The sequence below is a fragment of the Bradyrhizobium sp. CCBAU 51627 genome (genome assembly GCF_028128765.1).
Lineage (GTDB): Bacteria > Pseudomonadota > Alphaproteobacteria > Rhizobiales > Xanthobacteraceae > Bradyrhizobium.
In genome coordinates, this window is sequence record NZ_LBJG01000008.1 from 1 (window position 1) to 21,612 (window position 21,612).

A 21,612-nucleotide genomic window follows, 5' to 3' on the forward strand; every position below is an offset into this window, starting at 1 on the left:
GCTGACGAGCGTGGAAAGATTGAGCACCTGCCCCTTGAGCGCTGCCGCATTGCTGGTGACGGAAAGGGTCGGAGCTGAGACCGCGACCGTGAACTTCTGCCAGCCGGTCACGCTTCCGTCGTTCTGCAACAGCTGCGCCCACAGCGTGTCGGTGCCGCCGGCCGTGCCTACGTCGAACACCGTGGTTCCGACGTTCGCCGGCGTGACGTCGATCTCATGGCCGCCGGTCTGGGGCGCACCGTTGACCACGAATTGACCGCCCGCTGCCGTGCCGTTACTGTCCCACAGCTCCAGCTTCTGGTAGCCGAGATGGCCGGGGTCGGAGATCGTCACCAGGTTCGACAGGTTGACGACCTGTCCCTTGCCAGCATTGATGCTGGTGACGTTGAGGGTCGGAGCAGTGACCCCCACGGTGAATGCCTGCCAGTCGGTGGTGACGCCGTTGTTCTCCAGAAGCCGCGCCCAGATCGTATCGGTGCCAACCGCTGTACCCACCTGAAACACTGTCGTGGCGGCATCCGCGGGGCCGAGATCGATCTCGTGGCCGCCTGACTGGGACAATCCGTTGATGACGAACTGCCCGCCCGCAGCCGTGCCGTTGGAATCCCATAACTGCAGCTGCTGATAGCCGACACCGGCAGGATCGTTGACCGCTACCAGGCTCGACAGCGCGAGCGTCTGCCCGGCCCTGGCGGACGGATCGCTGGTCACGGTGATTGTGGGGGCAGAAATGGCAAGCGTCCCGGGGGCGTAGATCTCGCCGGGCGCGCTGATGCCGTCGCTGATCAGGGCGTAGAAGTGCCACTGGCCGGCACCAAGCGTGTTGAGATTGACGGTGGTGGAATTGCTTCCATTGCTGAGGCCTGTGCTCTGGCCCAGCAGAACGCCGTCGAAGTTGATGCCGTCCTGGTCGGCATAGAGGGAGACGGTCGAGGAGCCTGCGTTGGCGACCGTGTACTGGAAGCTCAGGTTGCCGTTTGCGCCGAGGCTGCCAAAAGACAGTCCGGAGATGGTCGGCGTCGCATCCGGAAGGCTGGTGGTGACAGTCACGGTGCCGAGGCTGCTCGCGCTGCTGACACTGACATGCCAGCCGGCAGTCGCGACGGGATCCTGGACCGCAAGCGTCTCCTGATAGGACGTCGTCAGCGCCGATACGACCGCGATGCCGTTTGCCGCAAAGTTCGCCTGCGGGATGACATTGCCGTTCGGATCGGTGACGGTCACGGTGACCGGCTGCGTTGCCGCGTTGGTCCAGCTCGCCGTCAGGAACAGGTAGGTATCGACGGCGCTGATCGCGGGCTGCGCCGTCTGGCCCGCGGCGGCCGGCGTTGCCGCAGCGCCTCCCGTCGGGGCCGCGTAAAGAACTGACACCGTCCCTCCGAAGGTCGCTTCCACGCCCAGCGTGAAATTGACCGAACGCCCTGCAAACGACACCGTGTCCTGGAACCAGGCTGCTGCGTAGTCGGCCGACAGCGCCGCGCTGGCGGAATACTTGACGAGGTAATTGGTGGTCTCGGAAGCGCCGAAGCTCAGCCCGACCGTGTTGATCAGCTTGGCAAGCGCACTGTTGGCGAAATTGACCGTCGCATTGCCGGCGATGGTGAAATCGAGATCGGCATCCGCCCTGAAGCTCTGGCTGGTCGTGATGAAGTTGCCGAGAATGCTCGTCGTCCCCGAGAACAAGAAGTTCTCGAAGCTGGAATTGGCAAAGTTGACGGTGACCTGGTCGGTCGAGGACAACAGCGGGAAGATCGACTGCAAACCGCTGAGGCTGCCCCCGGCGATATTGCTGACGAAACTGTAGGGCACGAGCTGGATATTGGCCGACCCGGTCAGTTGCTGGCTTGAGCCGGAGCCCTGCAGGGTGAGCGTGCCGACAGAGTTGCCGGCCAGCTGGGGGCCGAAGCTAAAGCCGAGGCTGCCGCTGAAGGTCGTCGGCGTCTTCGGAGTGAACATGTTGGTGACCGAGACCGAGGCGCTGGTCCAGATCAGCGCAGGCTCCAGCGGCACCGGGATCGAAAGGCCGCTGAAGCTGACCCCGACCGAATTGATCACCGGCCCGTGGGCGGACCAGGAGCCTTCGAGCGTCACCTCGTCCTTGGTGACGCTGGCGCCGAACGGCATGGTGAATGCCAGCGCGCCGGAGAACGTCTGCGCCCGCGTGTTCACCGACAGGTCGATCTCGTTGATGCCAAAACCCGCCGGTGAACCGCTCAGACCGGTGATGGTGAGGCTGCCGTTGAAGAACGGCGTGCCGTTTTGGTACTGGATCGAGTTGTTGCCGCTGAAGTTGACCGTGGCCTGCAGCGCAGAGCCGAGGATCTGGCTGGCGGTGAAGGTCCCCTGCAACTGCAGCGTATCGCTGGCCGCAAGGTAGGACAGCGAGGCATTGGTCAGCGAGCCCGTGAACAGGCCGAAGACATTGGCCGGCGCCACGTTCGGCAGCGCCAGTGTGCCGCCGAAGTTCAACTGCACGCCCGAACTGTTGAACAGGAGGCCGTAGTTGATTCCGGCCGGACTGGTCAGGGTGATGCTGCTACTGGACCCCGGCAGTGTCAGCGCCACCGAAAAGCCGGCCAGCACCGCTCCGGTCTCGAAGGTCAGCTGGTTGAAGGTGACAGCCAGGCCGCCGAGATCGAACTTGCCGGCAAATGGTCCGCTGTCCGTCAGCTTCGAGGTCGAGCTGCCGGTGTAAGGCAGGGCGAGCGTCCCCTGAAACAGCGCATAGCCGTGGCCAGAGACATCTTCATAGAAAGTCCCGGACGCGCTGAACTTGCTGTTGTCATACGTCGCCGATGCGCCCTGCGCGGTCACCAGCGGCGCGCTCGGGGTGGCGCTCAGGGCGATGTTCACCGTCCCGTTCCCCGCCATCTGGTTCGACGACGAATTGTAGCTGAAGCTGCCGCCCGTCACCGTGAGGACGTAGGGCCGGGTATCGAACTGGGTGACGCTGATCGCGCGCGTGGCCGAGCTCTGGTTCACCGAATCGGTCGTCGCGACGCTGACGGTATCGCTTCCGGCGGCCGAATTGGTGTAGGCGAGGGTCGACAGCGTGGCATCGACCTGACTCAGCGTCCCCGTGATCGTCAGACTCGTCGTTCCCGAACCGGATACGGTGGCGCCACCATTTGCCGAGACCGAGATTTTGCCGCCGCTAGTCGCCGTGACCGTCGTCGTCATCGTGTCGCTTTTGGCGCCCGCATCGACAACTTGGACGGCACTTGATCCGGTGAACCGAAATGACTGGCCCACGGTCGTGAAGATCGAACTCGGCGCAGTTTCCGTTACGACGTCGGGATTTGTTGTCTTCGAGGTGTCGAACCCGATCGCACCCATCTGCTCTAGATCGATGGTCGAGAGGTATTGGTTCGTGCTGGGATCAGTCCCGTAGTCGAACACGTCCTCGGGTGTGAGTGTACTTAGGTCGTCACCCGCATATGGATAGCCGTTGAGAAAGTCGGCGCCGTCATTGGCGCCATACCAGGCCAGCACCGTTTGGCCGTCGAGCGAGAAGGCGTGGTGGTTTGTGAATGGATTGATGTCATAGAAGCTGAAGGGGCCATCTCCCGTCGTGCGGCCCATCGCATGTGTCAGCTCGTGGATCGCGAGCGCGACCAGATCGGCGGCGGGCGCATCGGTCGCGATCGTGATCTTACCGTCGTCGGTCTTCGCATCTTGCGGGCTCAGCAAGCCCATCGCCTTGAGCTGGGCGTTGGCGACGTAGAAACTGGACTGCCCATTGAAGGTCGTTCCACTCGGCAGGCTGCCCGCGCCGGGCTCGCCTTGCGCCGTCAAGTAGTTGGCGATCGTCGAGTAGGCGACACTCTGACCGTTGTCCGAGCCACCGTATGAATTGCCGGTTCCGAGGTTGTCGACGATGATGTTGAGCGTGATGCTGTCGTGGATCGCGGACGACACGATCGATGCGGCCGACTCGACTGCCTGTTCGAATGCTGTCGTTGGTTGATCCGCTTTGACGAAGTCAAGGTTGAAGGTCACGCCTCCCGATGCGACCGTGATGCGCTGGTACGGATTGGGATCGCTGCCAGGGTTCGTGTGGAACGTGAGGCTGTTCGAAATGTCCGAGAACCCCCCGCCGGGGTTGAGGACATCAACAGTCCATGTGTCGCTCGCGGGAACCGTGCCCGCTGAATAGTTAGGAATCCCCGGCATGGTCGCGGCGTTGAACGTGTAATCGAGTTCGGTGCTCGAGACGAACGTCGGTATCACGCGGTACGTTTGGTCGTTGGCGTTTGTTTGCGCGGCGAACTCGAGACACGCGCCGGACTGGAAGTTAGTGCCGTGCACCACCATCATCTGGTTGATATTGTCAGACGAGAAGTAGTCCGCGTTGAGGCCGGTCAGTGTCGCGATCTGCGGTGTGGTCTGTTGCGTTGCCGTGAACGACGCGTTGGCTTTCATCGTGCCGTCAGGACTGTCCACCTCGACGCTGTAGGTTCCGGCAGCGGGGGCATTGAGAGCGAAATCGATTTCCGTGCTGTTGGAATAGAGCCCGGGGAGCGGAACGTTCGTTCCCACGTAGCCGAAGGAAAGTCGATAGTAGGCGACAGACGTTCCGTTGGGCCCGACGACGTTGACCACGTCGCCGGGTTGGAAGTTGCTTCCGGTGATCTTCACCGCATCATGATAAGCGCCAGCAACAATGTTGGTCGTAACCGTACTGATCTGAGGCTGCAAATCCGCGACGACGGTAAGAGAAACGGAATTCGAGTGCTGCGTCCCATAAGGGCTCAGGAACACCACATTGTACGTTCCAGCTTGTGTGGGGGTGAAATATCCGCCGCGGATCGGCGTCGTAAGTCCTGGACCCGTGATCGAAAGGGTGCCGCCAGGCAAAAGGTTATTGCCGCCGAATCCCAGCGTTTGTGCGTACCCGGCAACCAGGTAGTTCTCACCCGTGTCTACTTGGTAAACCGAATCGAGTGACGGGGTGACTTCGGTAGGAATCGTGAAAGAGAGAGAGTTGGAAGTCGTGTTGGTCGTGACGTCCGTGACCGTGAAGGTGTAAGTGCCCGCGGCGCTCGGCTGGAAATACGCAGTGTCAATGGGAGACCCATTGACGGCCCAGTCGTAAACGTCGCCATCCGGGATGCCACTCCACGTGGCGCTAATCCTGACCTCGCCATAAGTCGGATCGTGGTCGATGGCGTAATTGTGCAGACTAACGGAGTTCAGGACGACGGCCATCGAGTTGATCCGGCTATGTCCCCGAACTGCGGTTAGATCCGCGATAGGCCCGCCGCTACAATATCGCCGGGCGCCCTCTCACTAGCCGTTCGTCATCGGAAACAATTGAATTAAATGTCATATAGCTAGCCGATCCGGCAATCAGCCGCAACCACCCGTTCGGGTGAAGGCTCCAGAGCCCATGACACGCGATAGTGCGAATTGGGGGGCTGCAGTCGATCTTCCCATTCCTGACATCGACCGACCCGATCCAAGTCAACGAACTCGAATTTGGACAACAGTGTCCGGTGCCTGCTCGTCGACAAGCTCGGGTAGATGTGGAGCGCCGATAGTCCCCGCGGCGCCCTAAGCCGCAACGTTCGACCGGAAGCGATCAACGGTGGCGCCAACGACCGCCTCGCGCGTCGCCGGCTGCACCTCGGTGATCTGGCTTGAAATCTCCTCCATCGCCTTCGTCATCCGCGTCGCCAGCGCCCTCACTTCCGAGGCGAGGACCGCCCCCTGCCCGCCTCGCCGGCCCGCGCCACTTCGATCGTGACGCTGAACCCACGATCAGCAAATGTCAGTCGGTCAATTACTGCTGAATTTCCGATTTTGACATTATGCCGGTGTTTTGCCCGACGGGACAAGTCTTTTCGTCAAGTCCGAAATTTCTCCAGAGCTTTCAAGCCCCTTTGTACGGTGCATGGGGTTGTTTTCAGATTTTCAGGGACCAAAACGAATGGCCTCTTCCCGCTGGGGAAGAGGCCATTGCAGCAGCGACAGTTCGACCGCTGGCGGGTCCCTACTGCCAGGACCAGGCCGAGAAGTCGTTCTCGAACTGCGGGACTTCCTTCCAGACGCCCTTCAGCTTCTTGCTGATGACTGTGGGCCATTGCGGCTGGAACAGGAAGCCGGCCACCGCGTCGGTTGCCAGCATCTTCTGGGCGTCGCCGAGCAGCTTGGCCCGGCCGGCCTCGTCGGGCGTCGACACGATCTGCTTGTAGAGCGCGTTGAACGCTTCGTTGTTGTAGCCGAGATAGAAGTCGGGTTCGGTCAGCTTGACGAGATCGAACGGCTCGACATGGGAGACGATGGTGAGGTCGTAATTGTGCGGTCCGTTGGGGGCGAACACCTGCGACAGCCACTGCGCCCACTCGACGTTCTCGATCTTGGCGTTGATGCCCACCTTGGCGAGCTGGGCTGCGAGGATCTCGCCGCCCTGCCGCGCGTAAGGCGGCGGCGGCAGCTTCAGGCTGAGTTCGAGCGGCGTGGTGACGCCGGCCTCAGCCAGCAGCTTCTTCGCCTTCTCGGGGTCGTAGGGGTTGATGCCGGTGGTGTCGACATAGCCGAGCGACCCCGGCGTGTAGAAGCTGCCGATCGGCGTGCCGAAGCCTTCGACGGCGCCGTCGATCATCGCCTTGCGGTCGATCGCGGCGAGGATCGCGCGGCGCACCCTGACGTCGTCGAGCGGCTTCTTCTTTTCGTTGATGGCCACGATGGTCTTGGCCTTCGAACCGCCGATCAACACGGTGAAGCGCGGGTCGGCTTTGAATTGGGCGACAACGCGGGTCGCGATGCGCGGAAATGCGTCCACGTCACCCGAGAGCAGCGCCGCGGCTTGCGCGGCGGGATCGGAGATGAAGCGGATCGTCACCTTCGACAGCTTGATCGCGGAGGCGTTCCGATAGTCGGCCCACTTGTTCAGCGTGATCGACGAGCCCTTGGCCCAGGCGCCGAGCTGATAGGGGCCGGTGCCAACCGGCTGCGTGACGTTGGTCGCCGCGCTCTTCGGCTCCACGATCGAGGCGCTCGCTTGCCCAAGCAGGAACGGCAGGTTCGGCTCGGGATTCTTCAAGGTGATCACGACCGTGCCGGCGTCGGGCGCATCGACCTTCTCGAAGGCCTGGAACAGGCTCTTGTCCTTGTTGGTGCTGTTCGCGGCCGCGTTGCGCTCGTAGGAGAACTTCACCGCGGCGGAATCGAAGGCCTCACCGTTCTGGAATTTGACGCCCTTGCGCAGCTTGAACGTATAGGTCTTCAGGTCAGGCGACGCAGTCCAGCTCTCGGCCAACAGCGGCGAGACCGAGCCGTCCTCGTTGATCTTGGTCAGGGTCTCGTAGATATTGTAGAGCGTGACCTCGGCGATCGCGGCAGCCGCGGCGTTGGTGGGATCGAGCCCCGGCGGCTCGAGCGTCATGCCCGTGACGACGCTGTCCTTCTTGCCCTGCGCCAGCACCGGCAGCGGCGCCGCGGCCAATGCGGCGGCAAAAGCGACGATCGATAGCTTCTTCAACATGCCCAACTCCCCGGCCTTCCTCTGTCTTTTGGGACTACGCTGATCCCGTTGCCGACATTAACCTTCCAGCGCCACCTGCGGCAATGCCATCGCGGCCTCCGCCTTGTGGCAGGCGACAAGGTGTCCCTCGCCCACCCTGCGTAGCAAGGGCGGAACCGCCCGGCAATGCTGGTCGGCGAGCGGGCAGCGCGCGACATAGGGGCATCCGCTGGCTGCCGCCGATTGCGAGGCGATCGCTTGGGCCCCCCGCCGGCGCCGGCCGCCACCGGCGCGTGCCCGCGGCACGGCGTCCAGCAGGGCCCGCGTATAGGGATGGGCGCGGCGCTCGAACAAATCCTCCGGCCGCCCCTGCTCGACGACCCGGCCGAGATACATCACGGCGACCTCGTCGCAGAGATAATCGACGACGGCGAGATCGTGGCTGATCAGGATGTAACTGAGGCCGAACTGCTCCTGGAGGTCCTGCATCAGGTTCAGGACCTGCGCCTGCACGGAGACGTCGAGCGCCGAGACCGGCTCGTCCGCGACGATCAGCTTCGGCTGGGTGATCAGCGCACGCGCGATGGCGATGCGCTGGCGCTGCCCGCCCGAGAATTCGTGCGGATATTTGTCCATGTCCGCTTCGCGCAGGCCGACCTGCTTCAGCACCGCCGCGACGCGATCGCGGAACGTCGTGCGGTCGGCATCGTCAAGCACGGTGAGAGGTTCGGCGACGATGCGCGCAACGGTCTGGCGCGGATCGAGCGAGCCGTAGGGGTCCTGGAACACCATCTGGAAATCACGCCGCGCGCGGCGCAGTTCATCGGGCGAGATGCGGTTGAGATCGCGGCCGAGCAGCGTGACCTCGCCCGCGGTCGGCCGCTCCAGCGCCATCACGACGCGCGCAAAGGTCGACTTGCCCGAGCCGGATTCGCCGACGATGCCGAGGCTCTTGCCGGCCTCGACCTGCACGCTAACGCCATTGAGCGCGCGCACCTGGCCGGGCGGACGGAACAGGCTTTCGCGCGGCAGCGTGTAGCGCTGCTCGAGATCTCTGACGTCGAGAAGAGGTGCTGCGGTCATGCGGACAACGCTCCGACACTTGCAGCCATGGACACATCGGTCCTGATGCAGCGCACCCCATGCCCGGATCCGACCCCGACCATCGCCGGCAGCGCCGCCCGGCACGCATCGATCACGAGCGGACATCGATCGGCGAAGGTGCAGCCCGCCGGCAGATCGGCGAGCTCCGGCACCGTGCCCGAGATCGTCGTCAGCCGCGCCCCCTTGCGCGCGCCGAGCTTCGGGCGCGCGCGAAACAGGCCTTGCGTGTAGGGGTGTCCCATGCGGCGGAACACTTCGTCGGTCGGTCCGCTCTCGACCACGGTGCCGCCATACATCACCATCATGCGCTGCACGTTCTCGGCGATGACGCCGAGATCATGCGAGATCAGGATCATCGACATGCCGCGCTCCTCGACGAGATCGGCGATGAGATCGAGGATCTGGCCCTGAATGGTGACATCGAGCGCGGTGGTCGGCTCGTCCGCGATCAACAGGTCCGGCTCGCAGGCGAGTGCCATGGCAATGGTGACGCGCTGGCGCTGACCGCCCGAGAATTGGTGCGGATAGGCGTCGACACGTCTCGCCGGATCGGGCAGCCCGACACGGCCGAGCAAGGCGATCGCTTCTTTGCGCGCCTGTGCGGCGGAGTATTTCTTGTGACGTCGCAGCGGCTCAGCGATCTGATGCCCGATCGTGTGCATCGGGTTCAGCGCCGTCATCGGCTCCTGGAAGATCATGCTGATGCGGTTGCCGCGCAGCTTGCAGTACTCCGCATCCGGAAGGCGCGCAAGCTCGCGTCCATCCAGCTTGATGCTGCCAGTGACAACCGCACTGTCAGGCAGCAACCCCATCAGCGACAGCGCCGTGACCGACTTGCCGCAGCCGGATTCGCCGACCAGTCCCAGCGTCTCGCCGCGCTTCAGCGCAAAGCTGACGCCGCGCACCGCCTGCGCCGGGCCGCGGCTGGTGTTGAGACAGACGCCGAGATTGTCGACCTCGATCAGCGGCATGGTCGCGGGATCAGCCATTGTCACCGCTCCCGCGCCAGTCGAGGATCGAGCAGATCGCGCAAGCCGTCGCCAAGCAGGTTGAGGCCGAGCACGGCGATCGCGATCGCCGCGCCCGGATAGACCGCGAGCATCGGCGACTGGAACAGCATGGTCTGCGCATCGTTCAGCATGCGGCCCCAGGACGGCTGCGGCGGCTGGGTGCCCAGGCCAAGATAGGACAGCGCGGCTTCGGCGAGGATCGCGAGCGCAAACTGGATCGTCGCCTGCACGATCAGGATCGACAGGATGTTTGGCAGCACATGCTCGATGGTGATGCGGAAAGCGCCCTTCCCCGAGGCGCGCGCTGCCAGCACGAATTCGCGCGCCCAGATCGCATTGGCCGAGCCGCGCGTCAGACGGATCAAGGTCGGGATCTGGAAAATGCCGATCGCGATGATCGAGGTCACCATGCCCGGCCCAGCGACGGCGGCCAGCATGATGGCCGAGAGCACGGCGGGAAAGGCGAAGGTGAAGTCGGAGAAGCGCATGATGATCTCTTCGGTCCAGCCTCGCCTGGCCGAGGCGATCAGGCCAAGGCAGACGCCGAAGGTAAGACCGATGCTGACCGCGATGATGCCGACCAGGATGGTCGAGCGCGCACCCGCGAGCAGCAGCGAGACGATATCGCGACCGAAGGAATCGGTGCCGAGCCAGTGCGCCGCTGACGGTGGTCGAAGTTTCGAGGCGATGTCGATCTCGTAAGGTGACCACGGCGTCCACACCAGCGAGAGCAGCGCCGAGGCGACCACCAGCAGACTGAGCGCACCGCCCAGCACGAAGCTGCGATGGCGTAGCGCGCGGCCCCAGAACGTCCGGGCCGGCAAGGGGGGCGTTGCGACCGACGCGTCAAGCGGAGAGGAAAGCTGCGCGCTCACAGGTCGTGCACCTTGATGCGGGGATCGATGAAGGCATAGAGCACGTCGACCACGAAATTGACGATGACGACCATGGCGGCGAGCAGCATCACGCAATTGCGCACCACGATCAGATCGCGGTTGGCGATCGACTGGAAGATCAGGCGGCCAAGGCCCGGCAGATAGAATACGTTCTCGATCACGATGGTGCCGGCGAGCAGATTGGCGAATTGCAGACCCATCACCGTCATGACGGGAATCATGGCGTTGCGCAGCACGTGGCTCCACAGCACCTCGCGCTTGCCCAGCCCCTTCGCGCGCGCGGTCCGGACGAAATCCTCGCGCAGCACTTCCAGCACCGCCGAGCGGGTGACGCGGGCAAGGATCGCGGCCTGCACGACCGCCAGCGAGATCGACGGCAGCAGCAGCGATTTGACCCCTGGCCAGATGCCGTCATCCCAGCCGGCGAAGCCGCCCGCGGAGAGCCATTGCAGCCGCACGGCAAACAGCAGGACCAGGAGAATGGCGAACCAGAAATTCGGCAACGCGATGCCCACTTGCGTCAGCGACATCACACCGACATCGCCCAGCTTGTTGTGGTTGGCGGCGGTGTAGATGCCGGCCGAGAGCGCCAGCACCACCGTGATCAACATCGACATGATCGCGAGCGGAATGGTCAGCACCAACCGCTCCGCGATCAGGCTTGCGACCGGCGTACCGTAAACATAGGAATTGCCGAGATCGCCGACGAGGAGCCCCTTGATCCATTGCAGGTAGCGGACCGCCAGCGGCTGGTCGAGCCCGAGCTTGACGGTGAGCGCGCGGACCGCGTCGGCCGAGGCGTCGGCGCCCATCAGCATCTGCGCGGCATTGCCCGGCAGCGCATCCAGCACCAGGAAAATGATCACGGAAGCGCCGACCAGCGTCGCCAGCAATGTCAGGACACGTCGAAGGACAAATACACTCATGCGCGGTCGGGTTCAGGGCTCATCGGCGGCACGATCAACATGTCCAGACGCCCGACGCAAGCCCTTTGCGACCCATCATAGACCCCTTTGAACCGGCCAGAGGGAGAGAAGGTCACTCGAGGCTTCGAACAGCGCGCTGACACGAAGCAATTCCGCGTCACGGCGAAAACGACCGACGAGCTGGAGCCCGATCGGCAGGCCGTCGCGGCCAAAGCCGCAAGGCAGACTGATCGCGGGGTGGCCGGTCATGTTGAACGGCATGGTCCAGGGGAACCAATGCGGCCGGACGCTGTCAAACTGCTGGCCATCGATTTCGACGCTGCCGAACAGATCCTGGTCGATCGGGAGCGCCGTGCGGGTGATAGTCGGCATCGCCAAGAAATGCCCGCGCGCCAGCAGGGATTGCACACGCCGGAATAGCGCCGTGCGCGCGAACATCGCCTCCTGATAGTCGACGCCGCTGACATTGGTCGCCAGCGCGATCTGCTTGACAAACGATTCGCTCAGGGCGTCCGCATGCTCGGCGACCAGCTTCGAAAAGCGCGAGCGCCAGACGGTGTGGTTGATGGCGCGCCAGATCGGCTCGACGTCGTAGCCCTCCCCGGAAAACTCCTCGAGCTCAGCGCCGAGATTTGCGAGCCGATCGAGGCTCGCTTTGAAGGCGGTCGCGACATCCGACGACACCGGACGTCCTGGAGGCGAGGCGCAGAACAGGATCTTCTGCCCACGCAGATCGCCGCGCGGGCTCGCAGTGCCGACGAAATCGGGCACCGGCACGCCAATCGACCAGGGATCGCAGGTGTCCTCGCCCGCCATCGCCTGCATCATCAAGGCGGTGTCGGCGACATTGCGCGTGGTCGGCGTGACATAGGTCTGGTTGCCGAACGCGTCGAGCGCCTGGCTGTGCGCGATCACGCCGTTGCTCTGCTTCAAGCCAACCACGCCGTTGCAGGCGGCGGGAATGCGCGTCGAGCCGCCGCCATCGGTCGCGATCGCCAGCGGCGCAATGCCGCTCGCCACTGCCACCGCGGCGCCGCCGCTGGAGCCGCCGGAGGAGCGCCGCGCGTCCCACGCATTGCGGGTGCGGCCAAACAGCGGCGAGTCTGTCAGGCACTTGCTGCCGAACTCCGGCGTCGTGGTCTTGCCGATCAGGATCGCGCCCTCGCTGCGCAGCTTTGCGACAGCGACGGCATCCTCCGTTGGCACGTTGTCTTTATATGGGACGGCACCGAACGTGGTCTTCACGCCTTTGGTGTTGACGATGTCCTTGACCGTCACGGGCAGGCCATGCAGCAGTCCGAGCGGTTCGCCCGCCATCACTTTGCGCTCGGCTTCGCGCGCCGCGGCCATTGCCTCGTCGCCACAGATCGTGATGAAGCAGTTCAGCCTGGGCTGGAGCCCCTCGGCCCGCGCGAGCACGGCGCGGACGATCTCGACGGGAGAAATCCGCTTGTTCGCGATCAGGCGACGCAATTCGGTTGCGGACAGCAGGCAGGGATCGCCGTTCATCGTCAGATCATGCTCCGAAGCGGGCCGCCATTGGCCCCCTGCATTGACAAGGAGAATGACAGTTTTGTTAACTCGGCGTCCAATACGATTTTGATGATCAACCCATACGGTTTCGGTATGCCTATGGATCTTCGCCGGCTCCGCTATTTCGTGGCCGTGGCCGAGGCGCGCAGCGTCGGCAAGGCTGCCGAGAGGTTGCGGATGGCGCAGCCGCCGCTCTCGGTCCAGATCCGGAAGCTGGAAGCTGAGATCGGCGCAGCACTGTTTCGCCGCGGTACACGCGGCATGGATCTGACGGAAGCGGGCCAGGCGCTGATGACGCGCGCCAGCGAAGCGCTGGCGCTCGCCGCCGACGGGGCTGAAGCCGCGCGGGCAGTCGCTTCCGGACGGCGCGGGCGAATCTCGGTCGGCTACATGTTCGTGCTCGCGAACGCCGTGCTGCCGAGACTGATCCCCGAGCTGCGGCGATCCATTCCCGGCGTCGATCTCGATTTCGTCGACCTCAGTGCATCGACGCGCGAGGCGCGGCTGCTCGACTGCAGCGTCACGGTGGCGCTGTGCATGCCGGCGATCCACCACCCTGAAGTCCAGGTGGCGCGGATCGGCACACAACGCTTCATGCTGGCGATGCCCCGCCGCTCGCCGCTGGCGCGGCTCGGTGCCGTGCCAATGGCGCGGTTGCAGGGCCGTCCTCTGATCGCGCTGCCGCCGCCGGAGCGGGACCCTGCCTCCTCCGCAGTCGCGGCTCTGCTGCGGCGGCATCGGATCGTGATGCCGATCGCGAGCCGGGTAGAGACAGCACATTCGGCGATGAGCCTTGTTCTCGCGGGCGAAGGCTTCGCGATCCTGCCCGCCTGCGCCAAGCTCGGCGCGCCGCGCGGCCTCGTATTCCGGCCACTACGGGACGCGGCCGATTCCATCGATATCGCGGTATGCTGGCGTCGGGACTCGCAAAGCCCGCTGATCCCCAGATTTCTGAAATGCGCCGAGAAGATCGTCGCGCGGCTGTGAGGCGGCCTACCAGTTCCAGTTGATCTCGTGACTCCAGGGCGGATCGGCGCCCGGACGGGTGCAGGTTAGGCCGGCGCAGTTGGCGGCAAAGGACAGCGCGCGGCGGAGATCCTCAGTGCCGATGTCCTTGAGTTGCTGCCTGACGAGACGACCCTGCTTGTGCAGGGCAAACAGCAATGCGGCCTGAAAGCTGTCGCCCGCGCCGATGGTATCGGCGACGGTGACCTTCGGCGCCTCGACTTCGACCTGCCCGGTCTTTGCGTGCCAGGCGACTGCGCCAATGTTACCGCGGGTGATGACGACGAGGCTGGTGCCCTGCCCCAGCATCGCGTTCGCGCGCTGCTGATAATGCTCCTCGCCGAAGAGATAGGCGAAGTCGACATCCGACATCTTGACGAGGTCGGCGCCCCTCGCGAATTCGGTCATGCGCGCGAGATAGGCCGGCTTGTCCTTGACGAGGTTGGGGCGGCAGTTCGGATCGAAGGAGATCGTTGACGACGCCTGCGCATCCGCGAGCATGGCCTTGGTTTCCGCTGCACCCTGGTCGTTGACCAGCGTGGTCGAGCCGACATGCACGGCTTCGACGGCATCAAAGGGGATGCTCCCGCGCCGAAACGTCCAATTTCGCGCCGCGGTGTCGGCGTCATAGAAGGCGTAATGCGACTCGCCGGCGACGATGCGGACGAAGGCAAGCGTGGTCTGGTGGTCGCTGCGGGTCGCGAGATCAAGCGTGACGTTCGACGCAGCGGCATGGTCGGCGATCATGCGACCGAACATGTCGGTCGAGATGCCGCCGACGAAACCGGTCGGAGCGCCCAGTCGCGCGATCCCGATGGCGACGTTGAGGCAGGAGCCGCCGACCGCCGGCATCACGGCTTCGCGGCCGTCGGCGTTTTTCGTCGGTACGAAATCGATCAGCGCGTCGCCGCAGGAGATCAGCATGTCTATTGGCCCTTGACGATATCGCGCATCGCTGCACGGCTGCCGCGATCAACCTCGCGCAACAGCTTGTACACCGCGCGCTTCCTGGTGTGAAACGCCGCCATGTCGGGCGTGGTCGGCTCGCTCTTGCGTCCGAGCGCCGACATTTTTGCCATGGTCTCACCGATCGAGGCATAGGCGCCGCCGGCGACGGCACCTAACATCGCAGCGCCCAGCAGCACCGGCTCCCTGGTTTGCGGCAACGCCACGGTGAGACCGGTGGTATCAGCCATGATCTGTCGCACCAAAGGGCTACGACTGGCGCCGCCGCCCATGATCATGATGCCGGCGCGCACGCCATGGGCGGCAAAAGCCTCGATCACCTCGGCCAGCCCGTAGGCGAGCCCGCAAAGACCTGCGACGAACAGCCGCTCCATCGAGCCGACGTCAGTGTCGAGATCGAGGCCTGCGATCACCGCGCGGGTGTTGGGGTCGGCATAGGGCGAGCGGTTGCCGATGAACTCAGGGAGCACATGGACGTCACGGGCCAGCAGCGCGGCCCGACTGGCGTCACCTGCGCGCGCGATGATGCGGCGCTCGAGGAATTCGATGAGGTCGACGCCCTCGCTCTTCGCCGCCACGCTCGCTTCCGTATGGACCGGATGCGACTTGAGGAGATGGTCGATCGCCGCGCCCGCGGCGGACTGACCGCCCTCGTTGAGCCAGAACTCCGGCACCATGCCGGAATAATAGGGACCCCAGACGCCGGGCACGAAGCACGGCTCCTTCGTCGTCGCCATGATGCAGGCCGACGTTCCCATGATGTAGGCGAGGCGATCGGTGACGTCGGTCGTTCCGCGCGATCCGTCACGGCCACCGATCGCGCCGATGCCGCCGGCATGCGCGTCGATTAACGAGGCGCCGACCGGCGTGCCAACCGAGAGGCCGAGATCGGCGGCGGCCGCTCGGGTGAGACCGGCGCCGAGCGGCGTGCCGGGGGCGACGATCTCGGTGCCGATGCGAGCATATGTCTCGCTCACGAAGTCGGAGAGACCGATACGCTTGAAGAACGGCGCACTCCAGCCACCGCCATCATGGGCGAGATAGTTCCATTTGCAGGTAACGGTGCAGGTCGAACGTTGCAGCGAGCCGGTGGCGCGCCAGGTCAGATAATCCGCCAGATCGAAGAAATGCCCGGCAGCGTCGAAGCTCGCGCGCAAGTGCCGCTTCAGCCACAAAAGTTTCGGCATCTCCATCTCGGGCGAGATCGAGCCGCCGACATAGCGCAGCACATCGTCGGCGGTCTCGTTGATCAGCCGCGCTTCTGCAATGGCTCGATGATCCATCCAGACGATGACGTTGCGCTGCGGCTCACCCGAAGCGCTGACCGTGAGCGGCCCGCCTTGCCTGTCGAGGACAACCAGCGAACAGGTCGCGTCAAAGCCGATGCCGGCGACGCTGTCCGGCGCAATGGCCGCTTCCGCCATCGCCGCCCGCACCGAATTGACACAGGCTCGCCAGATATCCTCCGACGATTGCTCGACGATGTCACCGGCCTCATGCCAGATCCGGATCGGATGCCTGGCGGTCGCGAGCAGCGTTCCCGCCTCGTCAAATACCCCTGCTCGCGTGCTCGTGGTCCCTACGTCGACGCCGATATACGCTCGCGGCATAGTCACTCCCGGTCACTTCCGTCGGTTTTGACGGCAAGCCTACCAGCAAGTGTAGCCGCCATCCACCAGCACGATGCTTCCGGTCATCAGGCTCGCAGCCTCCGAGGCCAGGAACAGGACGACCGAGGCGATTTCCTCGACCTGCCCCATCCGCGCCATCGGGGTTCCACCGATCCAGGCGTCGTACATTTTCGGGTTGCTCTTCACGAAAGCGTTGAGCGGCGTCTCGATATAGGTCGGCGCGACCGCATTGACGCGGATGCCTCGCGCGCCCCATTCGGCGGCCAGCGACTTGGTCAGGTGATGCACGCCGGCCTTGGAGGCGTTATAGAAACACTGCTCCTGCGGCTTGTTGACGATGAAGCCGGACATCGAGCCGACATTGACGATGGCGCCACTTCCCGCCTTCAGCATATGCTTGCCGAACTCGCGGCAGCACCAGAAGGTGCCGTTGAGATTGACGTCGATGACGTTGAGCCAGTGCTCGTCGGTCACGGTCTCGGCCGGCGTCTCGCTGCGGGCGATGCCGGCATTGTTGACGAGGATGTCGACCTTGCCGTGGCGGCCGACAAGGTCGTTCGCGACCTCCGCCACGCGCTTGGTGTCGGTGACGTCCATGATCGCGGTCTCGATGTCAAAACCCTTCGCCTTCAGGCCGGCCTCGGCGTCGCCGGCGACCTTGCTGTCGCGATCGCCGATGATCACCCTGGCGCCGGCCTCAGCCAGCGCTTCGGCGCAGGCAAGGCCAATGCCCTGCCCGCCGCCGGTGATGAAAGCGGTCTTGCCGCTCAGCTTGAATTTCTCCAGGTACATGGTCGCATTCCCGTTTCTTGTCAGTTCCTGATCGCATTGCCGCTCGCGTCGAAGCGGTGAATGCGCGCGGGGTCCGGCACCAGCGACACACGGTCGCCGGCATGCAGGCTCAGTTCGCCAATGTAGCGCGCGGTCAGCATCCCGAGCGGACCGGCGTCAACATAGAGAAAGGTGTCGCTGCCGAGATGCTCGGCGACCGAGATCGTGCCGTGCCAGCCGCCGGTGCCGTCGCGCTCGATCTTGAGATGCTCGGGCCGCACGCCGATGGTCGCCGCGCCTTGCTGCGAGGCCAGCTCACCGGTCACGAAATTCATTTTGGGCGAGCCGATGAAGCCGGCGACGAAGAGATTGTTGGGCCGTTCATAAAGTTCCAGCGGCGAGCCATATTGCTCGATCTTGCCGCCGTTGAGTACGACGATCTTGTCGGCCATGGTCATGGCCTCGACCTGGTCATGGGTGACGTAGATTGCGGTGGTGCCGAGCTGCTTCTGCAGCCGCGTCACCTCGATGCGCATCTGCACGCGCAGGGCGGCGTCGAGATTGGACAGCGGTTCATCGAACAGGAACGCCTTGGGCTCGCGGACGATGGCCCGCCCGATCGCAACGCGCTGGCGCTGGCCGCCGGAGAGCTCGCGCGGCTTGCGCTCGAGATAAGGCGTGAGGTTCAGCGTGGCCGCGGCCGCTTCGACCTTGCGATTGATCTCGTCTTTCGCAAGGCCCGCCATCTTCAGGCCGAAGCCGATGTTCCCGCGCACACTCATATGCGGATAGAGCGCGTAAGACTGGAACACCATCGACAGCCCGCGCTTGGCCGGCGGCGTATCGACCACGTTCTTGCCGTCGATCAGGATGCTGCCGCCGGTGACGTCCTCGAGGCCGGCAATCAACCGCAGCAACGTAGTCTTGCCGCAGCCCGAGGGGCCGACGAAGACGACAAAGGAGCCGTCGGCGATGTCGAGATCGGCGCCCTTGATGATGTGCACCGGGCCGAAGGATTTCTGCACGCCCTGAAGTGTGATCTGACCCATGATCCGGCAGCCCCTTTACTTCACCGCGCCGAAGGTGAGCCCGCGCACGAGCTGCTTCTGGCTGAACCAACCAAGGACGAGAATGGGCGCGATCGCCAGCGTCGAGGCCGCCGACAGCTTGGCCCAGAACAGTCCTTCCGGACTGGAATAGGAGGCGATGAACGTGGTGAGCGGCGCGGCGCTCGAAGTCGACAGGTTGAGCGTCCAGAACGCCTCGTTCCAGGCCAGGATCAGATTGAGCAGCAAGGTCGATGCCAGCCCCGGGATGGCCATCGGCGTCAGGACGTAGACCAGCTCGCGACCGATGGTGGCGCCGTCCATGCGCGCGGCCTCCAGGATGTCGCGCGGGATCTCCTTGAAATAGGTGAACAGCATCCAGATCACGATCGGCAGATTGCCGAGGCAGAGGATGAAGACGAGGCCGATGCGCGAATCGAGCAGACCGAAGCTCTTGTAGATCAGATAGATCGGCACCAGCACGCCGACCGGCGGCATCATCTTGGTCGAGAGCATCCAGAGCAGGATGTCCTTGGTGCGCTTGGTCGGCGAGAACGCCATCGACCAGGCCGCCGGGATCGCGATCAGCAGCGCAATCAGCGTCGAGCCGCCGGCGATGATGATCGAGTTCATGGCGTGGAGGACATAGTCGCTGCGCTCCTGCACCGTGGCGTAGTTCTCGGTGGTCCAGTGGAAGAACAGGAAGGACGGCGGAATTGCGAAGGCCTCGAGCTCGGTCTTGAAGCTCGCCAGCACCATCCACAGGATCGGGAAGAAGATCAGGAAGCCGAAGAACCAGGCCGCGATCGTCGAGACCACCACCCGCTGCGTCGTTGATTTGCGCGCCATGATGTCAGGCTTCCAAATTGCGGCCGACGATGCGGACGAGGAAGAAGGCAACCACGTTGGCGATCACCACGGCGACGAGGCCGCCCGCCGAGGCGCTGCCGACGTCGAACTGGATCAGCGCCTGCGAATAGATCAGGAAGGCGATGTTGGTGGTCTGCAGGCCCGGCCCGCCACCGGTGGTGACGAAGATCTCGGCGAACACGGTGAGCAGGAAGATGGTCTCGATCAGGATCACGACCGTGATCGGGCGGGCCAGATGCGGCAGCGTGATGTAGATGAAGGTCGAAACCGCGCTCGCGCCATCCATCTCGGCTGCCTCCTTCTGCTCCTCGTCGAGCGATTGCAGCGCGGTGAGCAGGATCAGCGTCGCGAACGGCAGCCATTGCCAGGCCACGATCAGGATCACCGAGAACAGCGGCGCGTCGTTGAACCAGTCGATCGGCGTCAGCCCGACCAGCCTGGCGAGCCAGGCGAACAGGCCGGACACCGGGTGCATCAAGAGGTTCTTCCAGACGAGCGCGCTCACCGTCGGCATCACGAAGAACGGTGCGATCACCATCAGCCGAACGAAGTTGCGTCCCACCACAGGTTGATCCAGCAGCAGCGCCAGGGGAATGCCGAGCAGGATCGTCAGCGCCAGCACCGAGCCGACCAGCACCAGCGTGTTCTGGAGGGAGGCGAGGAAGGCCGGGTCGGTGAGGAAATAGCTGAAGTTTTCGAGTCCGACGAACGATTCCGAGCCGGGATCAAGCAGGCTGTAATGCAGCGTCGAGAAGTAGATCGTCAGCGCGAGCGGGACGATCATCCAGATGAAGAGCAGTCCGACGGCCGGGGTCAGCAGCGACCGCGCAAGGAATTGCGTTTGCCGGGTTGCCATCCTCTCGCTCTCCGCTAACGGTAAGAAGGCGGCCATCCACCCGGGGATGGAAGGACGGCCGCAAGTTGAGCTCAGGGAGAGCTCGGGTTTATTTGATGTAGCCGGCGCGCTTCATCTCGCGCTCGGTGGCGGATTGCGCGGCTGCGAGCGCCGCATCGACCGTCATCGATCCCGCAAGCGCGGCAGAGAATTGTTGTCCCACCTGGGTGCCGATGCCCTGGAATTCGGGGATCGCGGCGTATTGCACGCCGACATAAGGCACCGGCTTCACCGTCGGCTTGTTTGGATCAGCCGCGTCGATCGAGGCCAGCGTCAGCTTGGCGAACGGCGCGACCTTGAGATAGTCGGGGTTCTGGTAGAGCGAGGTGCGCGTGCCCGGCGGCACGTTGGCCCAGCCCTCCTTCGAAGCGACGAGCTTGGTGTAGTCCTTGCTGGTTGCCCAGGCGATGAACTTCTCCGCCGCTTCGGTCTTCTTCGAGCCGGCGGGGATCGCGAGATTCCAGGCCCACAGCCAGTTGGCGTTCTTGCCCAAGCCGGTGTTGGGCGCGAGCGCGAAGCCGACCTTGTCGGCGACCTTGGAATCCTTCGGATTGGTGACGAAGGACGCCGCGACCGTGGCGTCGATCCACATCGCACACTTGCCGGCGTTGAACAGCGCCAGATTTTCGTTGAAGCCGTTCGAGCTCGCGCCGGGAGGGCCGGCCTCCTTCATCAAATTGACGTAGGTCGTGAGCGTCGTCTTCCATTCCGGCGTGTTGAACTGCGGCTCCCACTTCTCGTCGAACCAGCGCGCGCCGTAGGAATTGGACATGGCGGTGAGGAATGCCATGTTCTCGCCCCAGCCAGCCTTGCCGCGCAGGCAGATGCCGTAGACGCCGCCATTCTTGTCGGTCAGCTTCTTGGCGGCATCGATGACGAAATCCCAGGTCGGTTTTTCCGGCATCTTCAGGCCGGCCTTGTCGAACAGGTCGGTGCGATACATCACCATCGAGCTCTCGCCGTAGAACGGCGCGGCGTACAGCTTGCCGTCGACGGACACGGCATCCCTGATCTTCGGCAAGAGGTCAGCGACATCGTAATCGGCGCCGAGATTGGCGAGCGGCACCAGCCAGCCCTTCTTGGCCCAGATCGGCACTTCGTAGGTGCCGATGGTCAGCACATCGAACTGGCCGCCCTTGGTGGCGATGTCCGTGGTGACGCGCTGCCGCAGCACGTTTTCCTCGAGCGTCACCCACTTTACGGTGATGTCGGGATTCTTCTTGGTGAATTCGCTGGTCAGACCCTGCATGCGGATCATGTCGCCATTGTTGACGGTGGCGATCGTCAGGGTCGTTTCGGCCATCGCGGGGACGGCAAGCAGTACGGACGCGCCGCAGACGGCGCCCAAAACGTGTTTCACGGTGACCTCCCTAGCTCGCGCTTCTGAGCATATGCCCACGCGTTGGGCGTATGTTCGGACGAGCCTTGCCAGATGTCAAGCAGGCGCGCGGGCGTTTCGGCAACTTATAAGTGCTGCGGTGCGGGAGAAGAGAG

At 64.1% G+C, this 21,612-nt stretch carries 15 protein-coding genes; 1 reads left to right on the forward strand and 14 read right to left on the reverse strand.

Features of this window, described 5'->3' with window-relative positions:
- The 7 genes from XH88_RS05330 to XH88_RS05365 all read right to left on the reverse strand — a co-directional run.
- Positions 1 to 5,208: beta strand repeat-containing protein (locus tag XH88_RS05330; RefSeq protein WP_271614373.1), on the reverse strand; the 5,208-nt coding region annotated here is incomplete at its 3' end.
- A 784-nt stretch (positions 5,209 to 5,992) separates the two neighbouring features.
- Complete coding sequence (locus tag XH88_RS05340; protein ID WP_271614374.1) at positions 5,993 to 7,486, reverse strand: ABC transporter substrate-binding protein; 1,494 nt, start codon at positions 7,484 to 7,486, stop codon at positions 5,993 to 5,995.
- A gap of 57 nt (positions 7,487 to 7,543) precedes the next feature.
- Positions 7,544 to 8,548: an ABC transporter ATP-binding protein gene (locus tag XH88_RS05345; protein ID WP_271614375.1), complete on the reverse strand. Its 1,005-nt coding sequence runs from the start codon at positions 8,546 to 8,548 to the stop codon at positions 7,544 to 7,546.
- Positions 8,545 to 9,558 carry an ABC transporter ATP-binding protein gene (locus tag XH88_RS05350; RefSeq protein ID WP_271614376.1) on the reverse strand — a complete coding sequence of 338 codons (1,014 nt, stop codon included), beginning with the start codon at positions 9,556 to 9,558 and terminating at the stop codon, positions 8,545 to 8,547. The genes XH88_RS05345 and XH88_RS05350 overlap by 4 nt, the downstream gene beginning before the upstream one ends.
- 2 nt (positions 9,559 to 9,560) lie before the next feature.
- Positions 9,561 to 10,403, reverse strand: coding sequence for an ABC transporter permease (locus XH88_RS05355; RefSeq protein WP_442868415.1), 843 nt, complete (start codon positions 10,401 to 10,403; stop codon positions 9,561 to 9,563).
- A 47-nt stretch (positions 10,404 to 10,450) separates the two neighbouring features.
- A complete protein-coding gene (locus XH88_RS05360; protein WP_271614378.1) occupies positions 10,451 to 11,401 on the reverse strand; it encodes an ABC transporter permease in 951 nt (316 codons plus the stop codon).
- Positions 11,402 to 11,476: 75 nt separating this feature from the next.
- Positions 11,477 to 12,910 (reverse strand): amidase, encoded by a 1,434-nt coding sequence (locus XH88_RS05365; RefSeq protein WP_271614379.1) that lies wholly within the window; start codon positions 12,908 to 12,910, stop codon positions 11,477 to 11,479.
- 123 nt (positions 12,911 to 13,033) lie between these two features.
- Here XH88_RS05365 and XH88_RS05370 point away from each other — a divergent pair, with 123 nt between their 5' ends.
- Positions 13,034 to 13,921 carry a LysR family transcriptional regulator gene (locus XH88_RS05370; protein ID WP_271614437.1) on the forward strand — a complete coding sequence of 296 codons (888 nt, stop codon included), beginning with the start codon at positions 13,034 to 13,036 and terminating at the stop codon, positions 13,919 to 13,921.
- Between the two features lie 6 nt (positions 13,922 to 13,927).
- On the opposite strand, the gene XH88_RS05375 is transcribed toward XH88_RS05370, so the two are convergent.
- From XH88_RS05375 to XH88_RS05405, 7 genes are all read right to left on the reverse strand, one after another.
- Entirely contained in the window at positions 13,928 to 14,863 is a 936-nt protein-coding gene (locus XH88_RS05375; RefSeq protein WP_271614380.1) for a carbohydrate kinase family protein, read from the reverse strand.
- A gap of 2 nt (positions 14,864 to 14,865) precedes the next feature.
- Entirely contained in the window at positions 14,866 to 16,515 is a 1,650-nt protein-coding gene (locus XH88_RS05380) for an FGGY-family carbohydrate kinase (protein ID WP_271614381.1), read from the reverse strand.
- A gap of 39 nt (positions 16,516 to 16,554) precedes the next feature.
- The gene (locus tag XH88_RS05385) at positions 16,555 to 17,328 is read right to left on the reverse strand and encodes an SDR family NAD(P)-dependent oxidoreductase (RefSeq protein WP_271614382.1); all 774 of its coding nucleotides are present in this window, start codon (positions 17,326 to 17,328) and stop codon (positions 16,555 to 16,557) included.
- Positions 17,329 to 17,348: 20 nt separating this feature from the next.
- Positions 17,349 to 18,356 (reverse strand): ABC transporter ATP-binding protein, encoded by a 1,008-nt coding sequence (locus XH88_RS05390; protein WP_271614383.1) that lies wholly within the window; start codon positions 18,354 to 18,356, stop codon positions 17,349 to 17,351.
- A gap of 15 nt (positions 18,357 to 18,371) precedes the next feature.
- Entirely contained in the window at positions 18,372 to 19,202 is an 831-nt protein-coding gene (locus XH88_RS05395; RefSeq protein WP_271614384.1) for a carbohydrate ABC transporter permease, read from the reverse strand.
- Between the two features lie 4 nt (positions 19,203 to 19,206).
- Positions 19,207 to 20,079: a carbohydrate ABC transporter permease gene (locus tag XH88_RS05400; protein ID WP_271614385.1), complete on the reverse strand. Its 873-nt coding sequence runs from the start codon at positions 20,077 to 20,079 to the stop codon at positions 19,207 to 19,209.
- An 88-nt stretch (positions 20,080 to 20,167) separates the two neighbouring features.
- Positions 20,168 to 21,421 carry an ABC transporter substrate-binding protein gene (locus XH88_RS05405; protein WP_442868416.1) on the reverse strand — a complete coding sequence of 418 codons (1,254 nt, stop codon included), beginning with the start codon at positions 21,419 to 21,421 and terminating at the stop codon, positions 20,168 to 20,170.
- Positions 21,422 to 21,612 lie beyond the last annotated feature (191 nt).

Excerpts from the sequence above, each read along its gene's own strand:
- XH88_RS05360 (WP_271614378.1), bottom strand. The coding sequence starts at position 11,401 with ATGAGTGTATTTGTCCTTCGACGTGTCCTGACATTGCTGGCGACGCTG.
- XH88_RS05385 (WP_271614382.1), bottom strand. The coding sequence starts at position 17,328 with ATGTACCTGGAGAAATTCAAGCTGAGCGGCAAGACCGCTTTCATCACC.
- XH88_RS05375 (WP_271614380.1), bottom strand. The coding sequence starts at position 14,863 with ATGCTGATCTCCTGCGGCGACGCGCTGATCGATTTCGTACCGACGAAA.
- XH88_RS05370 (WP_271614437.1), top strand. The coding sequence starts at position 13,034 with ATGGATCTTCGCCGGCTCCGCTATTTCGTGGCCGTGGCCGAGGCGCGC.
- XH88_RS05350 (WP_271614376.1), bottom strand. The coding sequence starts at position 9,558 with ATGGCTGATCCCGCGACCATGCCGCTGATCGAGGTCGACAATCTCGGC.
- XH88_RS05400 (WP_271614385.1), bottom strand. The coding sequence starts at position 20,079 with ATGGCAACCCGGCAAACGCAATTCCTTGCGCGGTCGCTGCTGACCCCG.
- XH88_RS05365 (WP_271614379.1), bottom strand. The coding sequence starts at position 12,910 with ATGAACGGCGATCCCTGCCTGCTGTCCGCAACCGAATTGCGTCGCCTG.
- XH88_RS05405 (WP_442868416.1), bottom strand. The coding sequence starts at position 21,421 with ATGGCCGAAACGACCCTGACGATCGCCACCGTCAACAATGGCGACATG.
- XH88_RS05380 (WP_271614381.1), bottom strand. The coding sequence starts at position 16,515 with ATGCCGCGAGCGTATATCGGCGTCGACGTAGGGACCACGAGCACGCGA.
- XH88_RS05395 (WP_271614384.1), bottom strand. The coding sequence starts at position 19,202 with ATGGCGCGCAAATCAACGACGCAGCGGGTGGTGGTCTCGACGATCGCG.
- XH88_RS05340 (WP_271614374.1), bottom strand. The coding sequence starts at position 7,486 with ATGTTGAAGAAGCTATCGATCGTCGCTTTTGCCGCCGCATTGGCCGCG.
- XH88_RS05345 (WP_271614375.1), bottom strand. The coding sequence starts at position 8,548 with ATGACCGCAGCACCTCTTCTCGACGTCAGAGATCTCGAGCAGCGCTAC.
- XH88_RS05390 (WP_271614383.1), bottom strand. The coding sequence starts at position 18,356 with ATGGGTCAGATCACACTTCAGGGCGTGCAGAAATCCTTCGGCCCGGTG.